A 14,611-nucleotide genomic window follows, 5' to 3' on the forward strand; every position below is an offset into this window, starting at 1 on the left:
CGTGGCCACCGTCGTCCTCGGCGTGGGCGGCGGTATCGCCGCCTACAAGTGCTGTCACCTGGTGCGCCGCCTCAAGGAGGCGGGTCACCGGGTGCATGTCATCCCCACCCGCTCCGCACTGGAGTTCGTCGGCCGTCCGACCTGGGAGGCGCTGTCCGGCGAGCAGGTGCACACCGGGGTCTTCGAGGACGTCCCCGGGGTCGAGCACGTCCGGCTGGCCGACCAGGCCGACCTGGTGATCGTGGCCCCGGCCACCGCCGACCTCATCTCCCGGATCGCCGCCGGTGCCGGAGACGACCTGCTCACCACCACCGTCCTGGCCACCCGGGCGCCGGTGCTGGTGGCGCCTGCGATGCACACCGGCATGTGGGAGAACGCCGCCACCGTCGACAACGTCGCCACCCTTCGCCGTCGCGGACTGGTCGTCAAGGATCCCGCCACCGGCCGTCTCACCGGTCCCGACTCGGGCCCGGGCCGTTTCCCCGAACCCGACGAGCTGGCCGACATGGCCGCCCTCCTGCTCGACGAGCCCGCCGCCGCGCCGACGATGGCCGGCCAGGACCTGGCCGGACGCCGCGTGGTGATCAGCGCGGGAGGCACCCGCGAGGCCCTGGACCCGGTGCGCTACCTGGGCAACTCGTCATCGGGACGGATGGGTGCGGCCCTGGCCGCCGACGCGGCGGCACGCGGCGCCCGCGTCACCATGGTGACGGCCCACATCGAGGTGCCCGTGCCCTCCTGCGTGCGACAGGTCCCCGTCTCCAGTACCGAGGACCTCGACGAGGCGATGCGGCGCGAGGCCACCGGCGCCGACATCGTCGTGATGGCGGTGGCCGCCGCCGACTTCGCCCCCTCATCGGTCTCCGATCTCAAGATCAAGAAGCACGAGGGGGACCGGCGCGTCGGGGACCGGATGAGCCTCGACCTGATCCAGACTCCCGATGTGCTGGCCGGCCTGGCGGCCGCCCGCACACCCGGCCAGGTGGTCGTCGGCTTCGCCGCCGAGACCGCCCCCGACCGCGACGAGCTGCTGGCCCTGGCCCGGGCCAAGCTGGCGCGCAAGGGCTGCGACCTGCTGGCGGTCAACGATGTGAGCTCTGGACGGGTGTTCGGTAAGGTCGGCACAGACGTCACCGTGGTCCGCCAGCAGGGACCCGGAAGACGTGTCATGGGCTCCAAGATGATGGCCGCACAGGCCATCCTCGACGAGGCCCGTTCGCTGCTGGCCCCCTGAGGGGAAACCCCCGCACGGCCCGGCAAGGGCCACGATGCGCGGCTCTTCGCCGCGCGGTCAGGATTGACGCATGCTCACCAGCTTCCCCGCACCCGCTGCCCGGCTGTTCAGCTCGGAGTCGGTCACCGAAGGACACCCCGACAAGATCGCCGACGCCATCTCCGACTCCGTCCTCGATGCGATGATCGCCGAGGACCCCCAGTCCCATGTGGCCGTCGAGACCCTCGTCACCACCGGCCAGGTGATGGTCTGCGGGGAGGTGACGACCGAGGCCTACGTCGACATCGCCGGGATCGCCCGCGACAAGATCCTCGAGATCGGCTACGACTCGTCGGCCAAGGGTTTCGACGGCGCCTCCTGCGGAGTCTCGGTGGCCATCGACGCCCAGAGCCCCGACATCGCCCAGGGCGTGAACACCGCCTACGAGGCCCGGCACGGGTCCACCGACTCGATCGACGCCCAGGGGGCCGGCGACCAGGGGCTGATGTTCGGGTACGCCTGCACCGACACCGAGTCGCTGATGCCGCTGCCCATCGATCTGGCCCACGCCCTGTCCCTGCGGCTGACCAGGGTCCGCAAGGACGGCACCCTGGACTACCTGGGCCCCGACGGCAAGACTCAGGTCACCATCCGCTACGACGGGTCCGGCCGGCCCGTCGGGGTGGACACCGTCGTCGTCTCCACCCAGCACGCCGAGGGGGTGAGCATCGACGGCACCCTGGCATCCGACCTGCGCCGCCACGTCATCGATCCGGTGCTCGAGCGCTACGGGCTGCCGACCGACGCCATGGAGGTCCTGGTCAATCCCACCGGCAAGTTCGTCATCGGCGGCCCGATGGGCGACGCGGGGCTGACCGGACGCAAGATCATCGTCGACACCTACGGCGGCATGGCCCGCCACGGCGGCGGCGCCTTCTCCGGCAAGGACCCCTCCAAGGTGGACCGCTCCGCCTCCTACGCGATGCGCTGGGTGGCCAAGAACGTGGTGGCCGCCGGCCTGGCCGAGCGCTGCGAGTGCCAGGTGGCCTACGCCATCGGTCGGGCCCGCCCGGTGAGCCTGCGGGTCGAGACCTTCGGCACCAACAAGGCCGATGAGACCGCCATCGAGCGCGCCGTGGCCGAGATCTTCGACCTGCGTCCGGCAGCAATAGTGCGCGATCTGGATCTGCTCCACCCGATCTACTCCCAGCTGGTGGCCGGCGGCCACTTCGGACGCGCCCTGCCCGGAGTCAACTGGGAGCTCACCGATCGCGCCGAGGACCTGGCGCGGGCCGTCGAACACTGATCCTCGGAACCTGATCCCACTCCGCGCTCCCCGACCTGTCGGGGAGCGCGGCTAGCGTGGGGCCCGTGAGCGAGGCGTTGACGATGTTCCGGGAACCGGTGGCCACCTGGTTCCGCGACGTCTTCGCCGCCCCCACCCCCGTTCAGTCGGCCACCTGGTCGGCGGTCGCCACCGGCGGCCACGCCCTGGTGATCGCCCCCACCGGATCCGGTAAGACCCTGGCCGCCTTCCTGTGGGCCCTGGACCGGCTCACCGATCCCGCCCGGAAGCCGTCGAACGGGGTCGGGGTGCTCTACATCTCCCCGCTCAAGGCCCTGGGCACCGACATCGAGAAGAACCTCCGCGCCCCGCTGACCGGCATCCGCAACACCGCCGAGCGGCTGGGGCAGGAGTGCCGCCCGGTCAAGGTGGCGGTGCGCACCGGCGACACCCCGCCGGCCGAGCGCAATCGCATCGCCCGTCACCCGCCCGACATCCTCATCACCACCCCCGAGACGCTGTACCTGATGCTCACCTCACAGGCCCGACGGGTGCTGGCGGGCGTCGAGACCGTCATCGTCGACGAGGTGCACGCCGTCGCCGGATCCAAGCGCGGCTCCCACCTTGCCCTGTCCCTGGAGCGCCTCGACGCCCTGGTGGGCCACGACGTCCAGCGCATCGGCCTGTCGGCCACCGTCCGCCCGCCCGCCGACGTCGCCGCCTTCCTGGCCGGAGACCGGCCGGTGTCCGTCGTCTCCCCGCGGGCCGCCAAGCAATGGGACGTCGGGGTGAGGGTGCCGGTCGCCGACATGTCGGATCTTCCCGACTCACCGGCCTCCGACGACGAGCCGCTAGCCGACCCGCTGCTGACGGGTGGGAACACCGACACCCTCGCCGTCGACGTCTCCGACTCGGCGCTGCCCACCCGGGCCTCCATCTGGCCCTGGATCGAACGCGAGGTCTACGCGGAGGTCCTCGCCGGTCGCTCCACCCTGGTCTTCGTCAACGCCCGGCGCACCGCCGAGCGCCTCACCAGCCGACTCAACGAGCTGTGGGCCGCCGAGCACGAACCCGCCTCTCTGAACCCTGGCGGCCGGCGGCCGCCCGCCGACATCATGGCCGCCTCCGAGGAGGTGGGCCACGCCCCGGCGGTGATAGCCCGCGCCCACCACGGCTCGGTGTCCAAGGACGAGCGCAGACGCACCGAGGAGGACCTGCGGTCGGGCTCCCTGCGCTGCGTGGTGGCCACCTCCTCGCTGGAACTGGGCATCGACATGGGCCTGGTCGACAGGGTCATCCAGATCGAGGCCCCGCCCAGCGTCTCCAGCGCCCTGCAGCGCATCGGGCGCGCCGGCCACAGCGTCGGCGCGGTCTCCCGCGGCTCGGTCTACCCGAAGACCCGCCTCGACCTGCTGCACGCCGCAGTGGTCACCTCCCGGATGCTCGACGGGCGCATCGAGGCCCTCCACATCCCCCGCAACCCCCTCGACGTGCTGGCCCAGCAGACCGTGGCCGCCACCGTCGCCGCACCCGACGGCCTGCCGTTGGCCGACTGGTACGCCATCGTGCGCCGCGCCAGGCCCTTCGCCGAGCTGCCCGAACAGGCCATGGACCGGGTGATCGCCATGCTCACCGGCTCCTACGCCTCGGCCGACCTGTCGGACCTGCGGGCCCGCCTGGTCCTGGCCGACGGGGTGCTCACGGCCCGGCCCGGCGCGCTGCGACTGGCCACCACCTCGGGCGGCACCATCCCCGACCGCGGCATGTACGGCGTCTTCCTGGCCGGGGAGGGGGACGGGCGCCGGGTCGGGGAGCTCGACGAGGAGATGGTCCACGAGTCGCGGGTCGGCGACGTCTTCACCCTGGGCGCCTCGTCGTGGCGGATCGCCGAGATCACCCGCGACCAGGTGCGCGTCACCCCCGCACCGGGCCACACCGGACGGCTGCCCTTCTGGCACGGAGACGACCAGGGGCGCCCCGCCGAACTGGGCCGGGCCATCGGCGCCTTCACCCGCCGGGCGCGCTCCGACCCCGATCTGATCTCCTCCCTCGGCTTCCTCGACGGCCACGCCGCCGACAACATCAGAGGCTTCCTCGACGCCCAGGCCGAGGCCACCGGCATCCTGCCCGACGACCGCCATATCGTCCTGGAGCGCTTCCACGACGAGGTCGGCGACTGGCGGATCGTCGTCCACAGCCCGTGGGGCCGGCCCGTCAACGCCGCCTGGGCGCTGGCCATCGGCACTCGGCTGGTCGAACGCCTCGGTATCGACGCGCAGGCCGTCGCCGGCGACGACGGCCTGGTGCTGAGGCTGCCCGACACCGACACCCCGCCGGGCGCCGACCTGGTGGTCTTCGACCCCGAGGAGATCGCGGACATCGTCACCTCCCAGGTCGGCGACACCGCCCTGTTCGCCGGACGGTTCCGCGAGTGCGCCGCCCGCGCCCTGCTGCTGCCGCGCACCGACCCGGGACGCCGCGCCCCCCTGTGGCAGCAGCGGCTGCGCGCCGGACAGCTGCTCGAGGCGGTGCGATCCCACCGCGACTTCCCGATCATCGTCGAGACGGTCCGCGAATGTCTGGCCGACGTCTACGACCTGCCCGCACTGCGCACCCTGATGTCCGACCTGGCCTCGCACCGCGTCACGGTGGCCGAGGTGACCACCGACGCCCCCAGCCCGCTGGCCAGCGCCCTGCTGTTCACCTACACCGGCGCCTTCATGTACTCCGGCGACACCCCGCTGGCCGAACGGCGGGCCGCGGCGCTGTCCCTGGATCCCGACCTGCTGGCCCGGCTGATGGGCACCCTGGACCTGCGCGAACTGCTGGACCCCGGGATCATCGACGAGGTGGTCGCCGAGCTCCAGCACACCCGGGCCGACCGGCGGGCCCGCGACGACGAGGGCCTGGTGGATCTGCTGTCCCGCCTGGGACCGGTGCCACTGGACGGGCTGGACGCCCGGACGGTCGACGACCTGGACGCCGGCGCCGCCGCCGAGCGGCTGGGGGAGCGGGTCGCACAGGTGCGCATCGGCGGGGTGGCCCACCTGGCGGTGGCTCAGGACCTCGGTCTGCTGCGCGACGGGCTCGGGATCCCGGTTCCGGCCGGCCATCGCGCCACGACGACGGGAGACAGGGACCCCCTGACCCAGCTGATGGGCCGCTGGGCCCGGTGCCACGGGCCCTTCACCGCCGATGAGGCGGCGCGCGCCTTCGGACTCGGCGTCGCCACCGCCGCCGGAGTGCTGGAGCGCTCGGCCGGCGCCGGTGAACTGGTCCGCGGACGTTTCCGGGACGGCCAGGAGGCTTCTGAGTACTGCCACGCCAGAGTCCTGGCGCGGATCCGGGGCCGGGCGCTGGCCCGGGCCCGCGATCAGGTGGCGCCGGCCTCGCCCAGCGCGCTGGCCCGGTTCAGCCTGGACTGGCACCGGGTCTCCGGTGGCCTGCGCGGCGCCGACGGCGTCGTGGAGGCCCTCGACGCCCTGTCGGGCGCGGCGCTGCCGGCCTCGGTGTGGGAATCGGCGGTGCTGCCCGCCCGCGTCCGCGACTTCGCCCCGGCGATGCTGGACGAACTCACCTCCTCGGGCGACATACTCGTCCTGCCGACCGGTGCGGGGACGGCGGCGGATCCCGTGCTGCGTCTGGTGCGCCCCGAGGACGTCGACCTGTTCCCGGGGCCGACCGGCGCCGCCGGCCCCGACGAGCAGTCGGCGACCGTGCTGGAACGGATCGGCTCCGGATCGGTGCTGCTGGGGCCGTTGGCCGGCGAGCTGGGGGCCTCCCGGCTCTCCGAACTCGTGTGGGGGCTGGTGGCCGCCGGACTGCTGGCACCCGACGGGTTCGCTCCGCTGCGCGCCCACCTGGCCGGTGGCCGCCGCACCGCCGCGCGACGCCGCTCCTTCTCCCGATCACGTCCCAGAATGGCCCGCTACGCCATCACCTCGGCGACAACGGGCCCCGGCACAGTGCCCCCCAACCTGGTCGGCCGATGGCACCGGGTGGAACCGGCTGACAGCGCACCCGAGCAGCGGCTGGCGACCGCCGCCGGTCTGCTGCTGGATCGCCATGGGATCCTCACCCGCGGATCGGTGCCCGACGACGTCGAGGGCGGATTCGCGGCGCTGTACCAGGTGCTGGCCCGGATGGAGGAGGCCGGGAAGGTCATGCGCGGATACCTGGTCGAGGGGCTCGGCGGCGCCCAGTTCGCCGCACCGGCGGTGATCGACCGGCTGCGCACCTTCGCCGACGGCCCCGATGCCACCGGCTGGCCCTCGGGGGCCGGGGATCCGTCGGCGAGCGTGCTGTCGGCCGTCGATCCGGCCAGTCCCTACGGTGCGGCACTGGACTGGCCGGTGCAGGAGGGCGCCGCGCCGTCGCGCAGCGCAGGGGCGCTGGTGGTGATCGCCGACGGCCTGCTGCTGGCCCACCTGTCGAGGGGAGGACGTCACCTCGGCCTGTTCGTCGACGCCCTGCCCGAGGGGACCGACGCCGAGTCGGCGGTAGGCATGGTCGTCGACGCTCTGGCCGGCTGGCTGGGACGCACCGGCTCCCGCCCCGTGACCATCGAGAAGATCAACGGCTCCCCGGTCCACGCCTCGCCACTGGCCGGGGTGATGCGGGCCCACCGGGCGGGCATCACCCCGAAGGGGATGCGGATCGAGGGGATCCATGCCGGAGGGTGACACGGTCCACCGGCTGGCCGATCGCCTGGCATCGGCTGTGGGACGTATCGTCACCGGATGTCAGTTGCGGGTGCCGTCCCTGGCCTGTGCCGATCTCACCGGGTCACGGCTGACGGGGGTGCGGGCCCGGGGCAAGCATCTGCTCATGGACGTCGCGCCCGTCGACGGCGCCCGGATCGCCGAGCTTCCGCGGCCCGGTGCGTGGACCCTTCACACCCATCTGAGGATGGAGGGCACCTGGCGGGTGCATCCGGCCGGGCAGCGCTGGCACCTGCCCGGCCACACCGCACGGGTGGTGCTGAGACTGTCGGGAGTTCCGGACGGACCTCAGGTCGAGCTGGTCGGCCACGAGCTGGGACTGGTGGAGCTGTGGCCGGCCGGTGACTACGAGCAGCATCTGGGCTGGTTGGGACCCGACCCGCTGGAGGAGGCCGAGTGGGACGGAGGCGGACGCGACGAGACGGCCCGCAGAGCGGCGTCGGATCCCCGCAGGCCGATCGGGGTGACGCTGCTCGACCAGTCGGTGCTCGCCGGAATCGGCAACGAGTACCGGGCCGAGATCTGCTTCCTGTGCGGCATCCATCCTTCCCGGCCCACCGGGGAGGTGGACGTCGCCCATGTCATCGACCGGGCGGCGGCCGTGATGCGGGCCAACCGTCGCGGCCCCTACCGGGTCACCACCGGCGACAACCGCCCGGGTCGCCGCACCTTCGTCTTCGGTCGCAACCACCAGCCCTGCAGGCGCTGCGGCAGCCCCATCCGCAGCGGAACCCTCGGCCCGCAGGACCACCCCGACCAGGAGCGGATCATCTGGTGGTGCCCCACCTGCCAGCACTGACCGGACGTCCGCATCGGGTGTGGCACGCGTTGCTACCATCGATCCATGGCTGCGCACGCCGAGATCAGCCAACGAGATCTGCGGATGCGCTCGCGCGAGATCGCCGTGCTCGTCCCGATCGGGTCGCGGCGTCGCTTCGTACCGGCCGATGAATTCCTCCGGCTGGGGGCAGGCCTGTCGCATATCGATGAGGCGGCGTTCCGCGAGAGCCTGGACGAACTCTCGCAACCCTATGAGGACGACCCGTATGACCGGTGATGCGGTTCGGGCACCTCGACGCCTGCTTGACACCAACATTCTCATCCACTGGCCACGGCTGGCACCCGCCCAACTCCCCGTCGAGGCCTCGATCTCGGCGGTCACCCTTGCTGAACTCGCCGCAGCGATCCACGCTGACGTGGGGCCATCCGAACGGGCTGCGCGGGTGGACCTGCTCGAGCGCGCTGAAAGCGTCTTCGAGCCCCTGCCCTTCGACACCAGGGCAGCTCGCATGTACGGCCGGATCGCCGCGGCCAACGGTCTGCCACTGTTCACCACGAATGTCGGGGACTTCACCGGGCTGGACGGCATCCTCCAGACGATTCCCGTGAAACGACCCGACCGCTGATGAGCACCCGGCCTCCCGACGACGGCTGTCGGTCCCGGCCCCTACGATCAGGGGTATGACCGAGGCGCTGCTGGAACCCACCGAGTGGGTGGCCCACGTCTGCGTCTCCTCGGGACTGGCCCACCTGGACCGGCCCTTCGACTATCTGGTGCCCGACGACATGGACGGCGTCACGCCGGGCGTGCGGGTGCGGGTGCGGCTGGCCGGCCGGCTGCTGGACGGCATCGTCCTGACGGTCGACCACGAACGCTCACCCGGCGTCACGCTCCAGCCCCTGCAGCGCCTGGTCTCCGAACAGCCCGTCGTCACCGAGAACCAGCTGGAACTGGCCCGGCTGGTCGCCGAGCGGTGGGCCGGCACCCTCGACGAGGTGCTGCGCTGGTGCGTCCCGGCCCGCCACGCCGCCACCGAGAAGGCCGAACCCAGAGCGTGGCCGCGCGTCGACACCGGGCCGGCCACCCACATCTCCGGGGCGCTGCGGGCCCTCGACGACGGTAACCGCTTCCTCGAGCTGGTCACCGAGGGAGGACGTCCCCGCGCCCACTGGCGGGTCGCCCCGGTCGCCGGCCCCGGTGACGCCGACCGGCTGGGGGACTGGCGGGCCGGCATCGTCCAGGCCGTCGGAGCCGCCCTGGCCTCCGGGCGCGGCGCGCTGTGCTGCCTGCCCACCGTCGAGCAGGTCGAGGAACTCACCGGGCTGCTCACCGACTCGTTGGGCGCCGGGACCGTCGCCGTGCTGCACGCCGACCAGCCGGCGGCCGCCCGCTGGCGCAACTATCTCGCGGTGATCCGCGGACAGGCCCGCGTCGTGGTCGGCACCCGCTCGGCCGTCCTCGCCCCGCTGGCCGATCCGGGCCTGATCGTCGTGTGGGACGAGGGCTCCGACCTGCACGACGAGCCGCGCGCCCCCTACCCCAACACCCGTGACGTCGCGGCGATGCGCGCCCAGAGCCAGCACTGCGCCCTGTTGCTGGCCGGCTACTCCTGCTCGACGCGGGCGGCCGACTGGCTGGAGCACGGATGGCTGGTCGGGATCTCCACCCCGCTGCCACGGCTGCGCGCCGCCACGGCGCGGGTCCGGGCTCCCGGCGACTCCGACACCGCGCTGCAGCGCGACCCGCTGGCCCGGCGTGTCCGGCTGCCCGATCTGGCCATGTCCACCATCGCCCACGGCCTGCTCTCGGGCCCGGTGCTGGTGGCGGTGCCGCGCGCCGGAGACCTCATCCGGCCCAGTTGCGGCTCCTGCCGCACACCCATCGCCTGCCCGGTGTGCCACGGCCCGGTGAGAGGACGACGTGAAGCCGGTGGGCAGACGCGGCTCACCTGCACCTGGTGCGGCCACGAGCTGGAGAACTGGCACTGCGCCCACTGCGGATCGACCACTGTGCGCTCCGGGGTGGTCGGTGCGGCCACCACCGCCGCCGAACTGGGACGCTCCTTCCCCGACGTCACCGTCATCGACTCCTCGGGAGACCACATCCACGACTCCGTCGGCGACGAACCCGCGCTGGTGGTCGCCACCCCCGGCGCCGAACCGGCGGCGGCCTCCGGATACGCGGCAGCGGTCATCCTTGACGCCGTCCAGGCCCTGGCGCGCCCCGGTCTGGATGCCGTCGCCCAGGCCCTCGACCACTGGTTCCACGTCGCCGCCGGGGTCCGCTCCGGCTCCGAGGACGGCCGGGTCGTGATCGTCGGCCCACCGGAGGACCGGGCCGTTCAGGCGCTGATCCGCAGCGACCCGGTCGGCTGGGCCACCGCTGAACTGGCCGAGCGGGCCGAGGCCGGCTTCCCGCCGGCCGCCTTCGCCGCCCTGATCGACGGCGCCGAGGAGGCCGTCGCCCTGGCGGCCGAACGGCTCGCCGCCGCCCTGACCGAGGCCGAGCTGTCCGAGGAGGTCACGATCCTGGGCCCGGTCACCGAGGACGTCACCCGTCCCGGCGCCCCCGCGTCCAGGATCGTCGTGCGCTGCGCGACAGCACTGGCCTCCCGGGTGACGCCCCTGCTCAAGCAGTTGCGCACCGCCCACAGCATGAGGCGTGAGTCCGGGCCGCTGCGGGTCCGGATCAACCCCACCGGCCAGCTCTAGAACTCACGCGGGCTCGATAGGGTGGAAACCGTGAGAATCCTGTTCGCCGGCACCCCCGCCACCGCATGCCCCACCCTCGCCGCGCTCGATGACGATCCGCGACACGAGGTGGTGGCCGTGCTCACCCGCCCCGATGCGGCCCAGGGACGGCACCGCACCCCGCGTCCCTCACCGGTGGCCGTGGAGGCCGGCAACCGGAAGATCCCGGTGATCAGAGCCGCCTCGGTGCGCAGCGGCCAGGCCCACGACCTCATCGCAGCCCTGGACGTCGACATCGCAGTCGTGGTCGCCTACGGCGGCCTCATCCCCGCCGACCTGCTCGATTCCCCCCGGCACGGCTGGATCAACCTGCACTTCTCGGTGCTTCCCCGCTGGCGCGGGGCCGCACCCGTGCAGCGGGCCATCATGGCGGGAGACCGCAGCCTGGGGGCCACCGTCTTCCAGCTCGTCGAGGAGCTCGACGCCGGCCCGGTCTACACCAGCGCCTCCTACCCGCTGCGCACCGACGACACGGCCGGTACCGTCCTCAAGCGGCTGTCGCGCGACGCCACCGTCCTGGTGACCGACGCCCTGGTCGAGATCGACAACGGGGAGAAGCCCCAGGCCCAGCCCGAGGAGGGCATCACCACCGCCCCAAAACTCAGCACCGATGACGCCCGCATCGATCCGTCCTGGCACGCCGTGGACATCGATCGGCTGGTGCGCGGCACCTCCCCGGCCCCCGGAGCCTGGGCCGAGCTCGACGGAGACCGGTTCAAGGTACTGCTCACCCGGGTGTGGGCCCAGCCGGTCGACCTTGAACCCGGGGAGCTGCGTGCCGACAAGAAGCACCTGCTGATGGGCGCCGGGGGAGGGGCGGTGGAGCTGCTGATGGTCCAGCCCTTCGGGCGCAGGGCGATGCCCGGCGCCGACTGGGCCCGCGGCGCCAACCCGGCCCCCGGAACCCGCCTCGACTGACATGCCCCATCAGCAGAGACGCCGCCGACCGGCAGCCTCCGATCCCGCCCGTATCGCGGCCTTCCGCGCCCTGATGGCCACCGAGAGCGAGGGCGCCTACGCCAACCTCGCCGTCTCCGAGGCCATCTCCATGGCCCGCCTGACCGGACGCGACGCCGCCTTCGTCACCGAACTGGTCGACGGCACCGCCCGCGGGCTGGGCACCTGGGACCGTGTGCTCCACGCCGCATCCGGCCACAAGCCCTCCGACTGGCAGCCCGCCGTGCGTACCGTGCTGAGGATGACCTGCCACCAGATTCTGGCCACCAGGGTGCCGGTGCGCGCCGCCGTCGACACCTCGGTCAATCTCGCCCGCACCCAGATCGGGGAACGGGTCACCGGGCTGGTCAACGCCGTGGCCCGCAGGATCTCACGGCACGATCTGGAGGGTTGGGCCGCCGAACTGGCCGGCGGTCCCCTCGACGAGACGGCGCTGCGCACCCTTCACCCCCGCTGGATCGTGTCGGAGTTCACCGGTCTGCTGGGCGCCGAGGAGGCCGAGAAGGCCCTGGCCGCCGACAATGCGCCCCCGACGCCCACCCTGGTGGTGCGGCCCGGCCTGGCCGAGGTCTCCGAACTCCTCGACGCCGGAGCCACCACCTGCCGCTACTCGCCCTACGGGGCCACGCGCCCCGGGAACCCCGCCGAGGTGCCGGCCGTCGCCCAGGGCCGCGCCGGCGTCCAGGACGAGGGCAGCCAACTCGTCGCCCTGGCCATCGCCCGCGCCGCCGGGCAGCACCCCGGACCGTGGCTCGACCTGTGCTCTGGGCCCGGCGGCAAGGCGGCCCTGCTCGCCGGACTGGCCGCCTCGCAGCACCGCGGCCTGGTGGCCTGCGAGATCCACCCGCACCGCGCCGCCATGGTCGCCAAGGCCCTGGCCGCGCTTCCCGGTGACCACCAGGTGGTCGTCGCCGACGGGCGCAGCACCCCCTGGAGACCGGGCACCTTCGGCGCGGTGCTCGCCGACGTGCCGTGCTCGGGCCTCGGATCGCTGCGCCGGCGCCCCGAGTCCAGATGGCGACGGAAGCCCCGCGACCTGGAAGACCTCCGAGGACTCCAGCGGGAGCTGCTCTCCTCGGCCGTCGCATCGGCCGCCCCGGGAGCGGTGATCGGATACGTCACCTGCTCACCGGCCGCCGCCGAGACCCGCGACGTCATCGGATGGGCGCTGGAGAACCTGCAGGCCGACCTGCTCGACGCCCCCGCCGCCCTGCCCGAGGTCCCCGACGCCGCCACCGGCCCGCAGGACCGCTGCCTCCAGCTGTGGCCCCACCGGCACGGCACTGATGCCATGTTCTGCGCCCTGCTCCGCAGACGCTGAAGTGCCATGTTCTGCGCCCTGCCACGCAGGCGTCGCCGGTAGGATCTCGGCCATGACCACGCGTATCACCCCCAGCATTCTCAACGCCGATTTCGCGAGGATGGGCCAGGAGGTGAACTCGGTGCCCTCCGCCGACGCCATCCACATCGACGTGATGGACTACCACTTCGTGCCCAACCTCACGATGGGCGTGCCGATGGTGGAATCCCTGCGCAAGGTGACCGGGACCCCCTTCGACATCCACCTCATGATCGACGACCCCGACTCCTACGCTCCCAGCTATGTGGAGGCCGGGGCCGAGTCGGTGACCTTCCACCTGGAGGCCGCCAAGGCGCCGGTGCGGCTGGCCCGCGAACTGCGCGCGATGGGGGCGCGCGCCTCGGTGGCCCTCAAGCCCGCCACCCCGATCGAACCGCTGGCCGACATCCTCACCGAGTTCGACCAGATCCTCATCATGACCGTCGAGCCCGGATTCGGCGGGCAGTCATTCCTCGACATCGTGATGCCCAAGTTGCGGCGCACCCGCGAACTCATCGACGGCACCGGCGCCGAGATCTGGCTCCAGGTCGACGGCGGCGTGTCGGCCGAGACCATCGGGCGGGCCGCCGAGGCCGGGGCCGACACCTTCGTCGCCGGATCCGCGGTCTACAAGGCCCCCGATCCCGACGAGATGGTCAACGAGCTGCGCCGGATCGCGGACGAGCACACCCGCTGATTCCAGCAGGGCCTCAGCGGCGGTGGCGCAGGTACGACTGGAACTCCATCGCCAGCACGTCGCCGGTGACACCCTCGGGAAGGGCGGCGTCCTGCTGCTCCTCCAGGGAGTGCACGTACTCCGACAGGCCGTCATTGTCGGCCAGCAGCTGATCGGCCTGGGCCAGCCACTCCTGACGGCCCTCGTCGAGATCGCCCTGGGGCACCGACAGCCCGGTGAGCTCCTCCACCCGCACCAGCAGCGCCTTGACGGCCGGCGGGCAGGGAGGCTCGAAGGCGTACTCGGGGACGCTGGCCCACAGTCCCACGGCGTTGAAGCCGCGTTCGCGGGCCAGGGTGGCCAGGACCCCGGAGATCCCGGTGGGCCCGGAGTACTCCAGATCCTCGATGCCCAGCCGGATCGCGGTGGAGGGATCGGCGGTGGATCCGGAGACCGGCAGTTCCCGGGTGTGGGGGACGTCGGCCACCATCCCGCCCAGCACCACGATCCCGGCCGGATTCAAGGGCTCCAGGATGTCGAGCAGCTCGCGGCTGTAGCTGCGCCAGCGCAGGTTGGGTTCGGGACCGGTCACCGCGACCACCCGGTGACCGTCGGCGCGGCCCCGCCACACGGTGGTCCGGGGCCAGGTCAGCAGCTCCACCCCCGCCATCGCCGAGACCACCGGCCGGGTGTTCTGGAAGTCGTAGTAGTCCTCGCGGTCGATGACCCGCCACTCGGTGGCGTCGGCGTGGCGGATCAGCCTGGACGTCGCCTCGCTGGCGGCGCCTCCCGCGTCATTCCATCCCGAGTAGCCGATAACCACCCAGGGACGCTCGATATTCTGCCCTGCCATGACGCCTAGGGTAACCCGCCCCACCCCCGGTTCCCG

At 72.7% G+C, this 14,611-nt stretch carries 11 protein-coding genes; 10 read left to right on the forward strand and 1 reads right to left on the reverse strand.

Features of this window, described 5'->3' with window-relative positions:
* The first annotated feature begins 1 nt into the window (after position 1).
* The 10 genes from coaBC to rpe all read left to right on the forward strand — a co-directional run bounded on the left by coaBC (position 2) and on the right by rpe (position 13,743).
* Positions 2 to 1,234: a bifunctional phosphopantothenoylcysteine decarboxylase/phosphopantothenate--cysteine ligase CoaBC gene (coaBC, locus tag JS278_RS08245; protein WP_114044759.1), complete on the forward strand. Its 1,233-nt coding sequence runs from the start codon at positions 2 to 4 to the stop codon at positions 1,232 to 1,234.
* A 70-nt stretch (positions 1,235 to 1,304) separates the two neighbouring features.
* Positions 1,305 to 2,519 carry a methionine adenosyltransferase gene (gene metK, locus JS278_RS08250; RefSeq protein ID WP_114044760.1) on the forward strand — a complete coding sequence of 405 codons (1,215 nt, stop codon included), beginning with the start codon at positions 1,305 to 1,307 and terminating at the stop codon, positions 2,517 to 2,519.
* Between the two features lie 65 nt (positions 2,520 to 2,584).
* Positions 2,585 to 7,180, forward strand: a complete 4,596-nt coding sequence (locus tag JS278_RS08255; RefSeq protein WP_114044761.1) for a DEAD/DEAH box helicase — start codon at positions 2,585 to 2,587, stop codon at positions 7,178 to 7,180.
* Positions 7,167 to 8,018: a DNA-formamidopyrimidine glycosylase family protein gene (locus JS278_RS08260; protein ID WP_114044762.1), complete on the forward strand. Its 852-nt coding sequence runs from the start codon at positions 7,167 to 7,169 to the stop codon at positions 8,016 to 8,018. The genes JS278_RS08255 and JS278_RS08260 overlap by 14 nt, the downstream gene beginning before the upstream one ends.
* 45 nt (positions 8,019 to 8,063) lie before the next feature.
* On the forward strand, positions 8,064 to 8,276 hold the full coding sequence (locus tag JS278_RS08265; protein WP_114044763.1) for a prevent-host-death protein: 213 nt from the start codon (positions 8,064 to 8,066) through the stop codon (positions 8,274 to 8,276).
* The gene (locus JS278_RS08270) at positions 8,266 to 8,625 is read left to right on the forward strand and encodes a PIN domain-containing protein (protein ID WP_114044764.1); all 360 of its coding nucleotides are present in this window, start codon (positions 8,266 to 8,268) and stop codon (positions 8,623 to 8,625) included. Before JS278_RS08265 ends, JS278_RS08270 begins: the two co-directional genes overlap by 11 nt.
* A gap of 55 nt (positions 8,626 to 8,680) precedes the next feature.
* Positions 8,681 to 10,711: a primosomal protein N' family DNA-binding protein gene (locus JS278_RS08275; protein ID WP_114044765.1), complete on the forward strand. Its 2,031-nt coding sequence runs from the start codon at positions 8,681 to 8,683 to the stop codon at positions 10,709 to 10,711.
* A gap of 30 nt (positions 10,712 to 10,741) precedes the next feature.
* On the forward strand, positions 10,742 to 11,668 hold the full coding sequence (gene fmt / locus JS278_RS08280; protein ID WP_114044766.1) for a methionyl-tRNA formyltransferase: 927 nt from the start codon (positions 10,742 to 10,744) through the stop codon (positions 11,666 to 11,668).
* A 1-nt stretch (position 11,669) separates the two neighbouring features.
* Positions 11,670 to 13,028: an RsmB/NOP family class I SAM-dependent RNA methyltransferase gene (locus tag JS278_RS08285; protein WP_114044767.1), complete on the forward strand. Its 1,359-nt coding sequence runs from the start codon at positions 11,670 to 11,672 to the stop codon at positions 13,026 to 13,028.
* Between the two features lie 52 nt (positions 13,029 to 13,080).
* Positions 13,081 to 13,743 carry a ribulose-phosphate 3-epimerase gene (gene rpe / locus JS278_RS08290; protein ID WP_114044768.1) on the forward strand — a complete coding sequence of 221 codons (663 nt, stop codon included), beginning with the start codon at positions 13,081 to 13,083 and terminating at the stop codon, positions 13,741 to 13,743.
* 13 nt (positions 13,744 to 13,756) lie between these two features.
* Here the strand turns inward: rpe and JS278_RS08295 are convergent, their stop codons facing one another.
* The gene (locus JS278_RS08295; protein ID WP_245935062.1) at positions 13,757 to 14,575 is read right to left on the reverse strand and encodes a proteasome assembly chaperone family protein; all 819 of its coding nucleotides are present in this window, start codon (positions 14,573 to 14,575) and stop codon (positions 13,757 to 13,759) included.
* Between the last annotated feature and the right edge of the window lie 36 nt (positions 14,576 to 14,611).

The organism is Acidipropionibacterium virtanenii, from assembly GCF_003325455.1.
Lineage (GTDB): Bacteria > Actinomycetota > Actinomycetes > Propionibacteriales > Propionibacteriaceae > Acidipropionibacterium > Acidipropionibacterium virtanenii.

Excerpts from the sequence above, each read along its gene's own strand:
- metK (WP_114044760.1), top strand. The coding sequence starts at position 1,305 with ATGCTCACCAGCTTCCCCGCACCCGCTGCCCGGCTGTTCAGCTCGGAG.
- JS278_RS08260 (WP_114044762.1), top strand. The coding sequence starts at position 7,167 with ATGCCGGAGGGTGACACGGTCCACCGGCTGGCCGATCGCCTGGCATCG.
- JS278_RS08265 (WP_114044763.1), top strand. The coding sequence starts at position 8,064 with ATGGCTGCGCACGCCGAGATCAGCCAACGAGATCTGCGGATGCGCTCG.
- JS278_RS08270 (WP_114044764.1), top strand. The coding sequence starts at position 8,266 with ATGACCGGTGATGCGGTTCGGGCACCTCGACGCCTGCTTGACACCAAC.
- JS278_RS08275 (WP_114044765.1), top strand. The coding sequence starts at position 8,681 with ATGACCGAGGCGCTGCTGGAACCCACCGAGTGGGTGGCCCACGTCTGC.
- JS278_RS08285 (WP_114044767.1), top strand. The coding sequence starts at position 11,670 with ATGCCCCATCAGCAGAGACGCCGCCGACCGGCAGCCTCCGATCCCGCC.
- rpe (WP_114044768.1), top strand. The coding sequence starts at position 13,081 with ATGACCACGCGTATCACCCCCAGCATTCTCAACGCCGATTTCGCGAGG.
- JS278_RS08295 (WP_245935062.1), bottom strand. The coding sequence starts at position 14,575 with ATGGCAGGGCAGAATATCGAGCGTCCCTGGGTGGTTATCGGCTACTCG.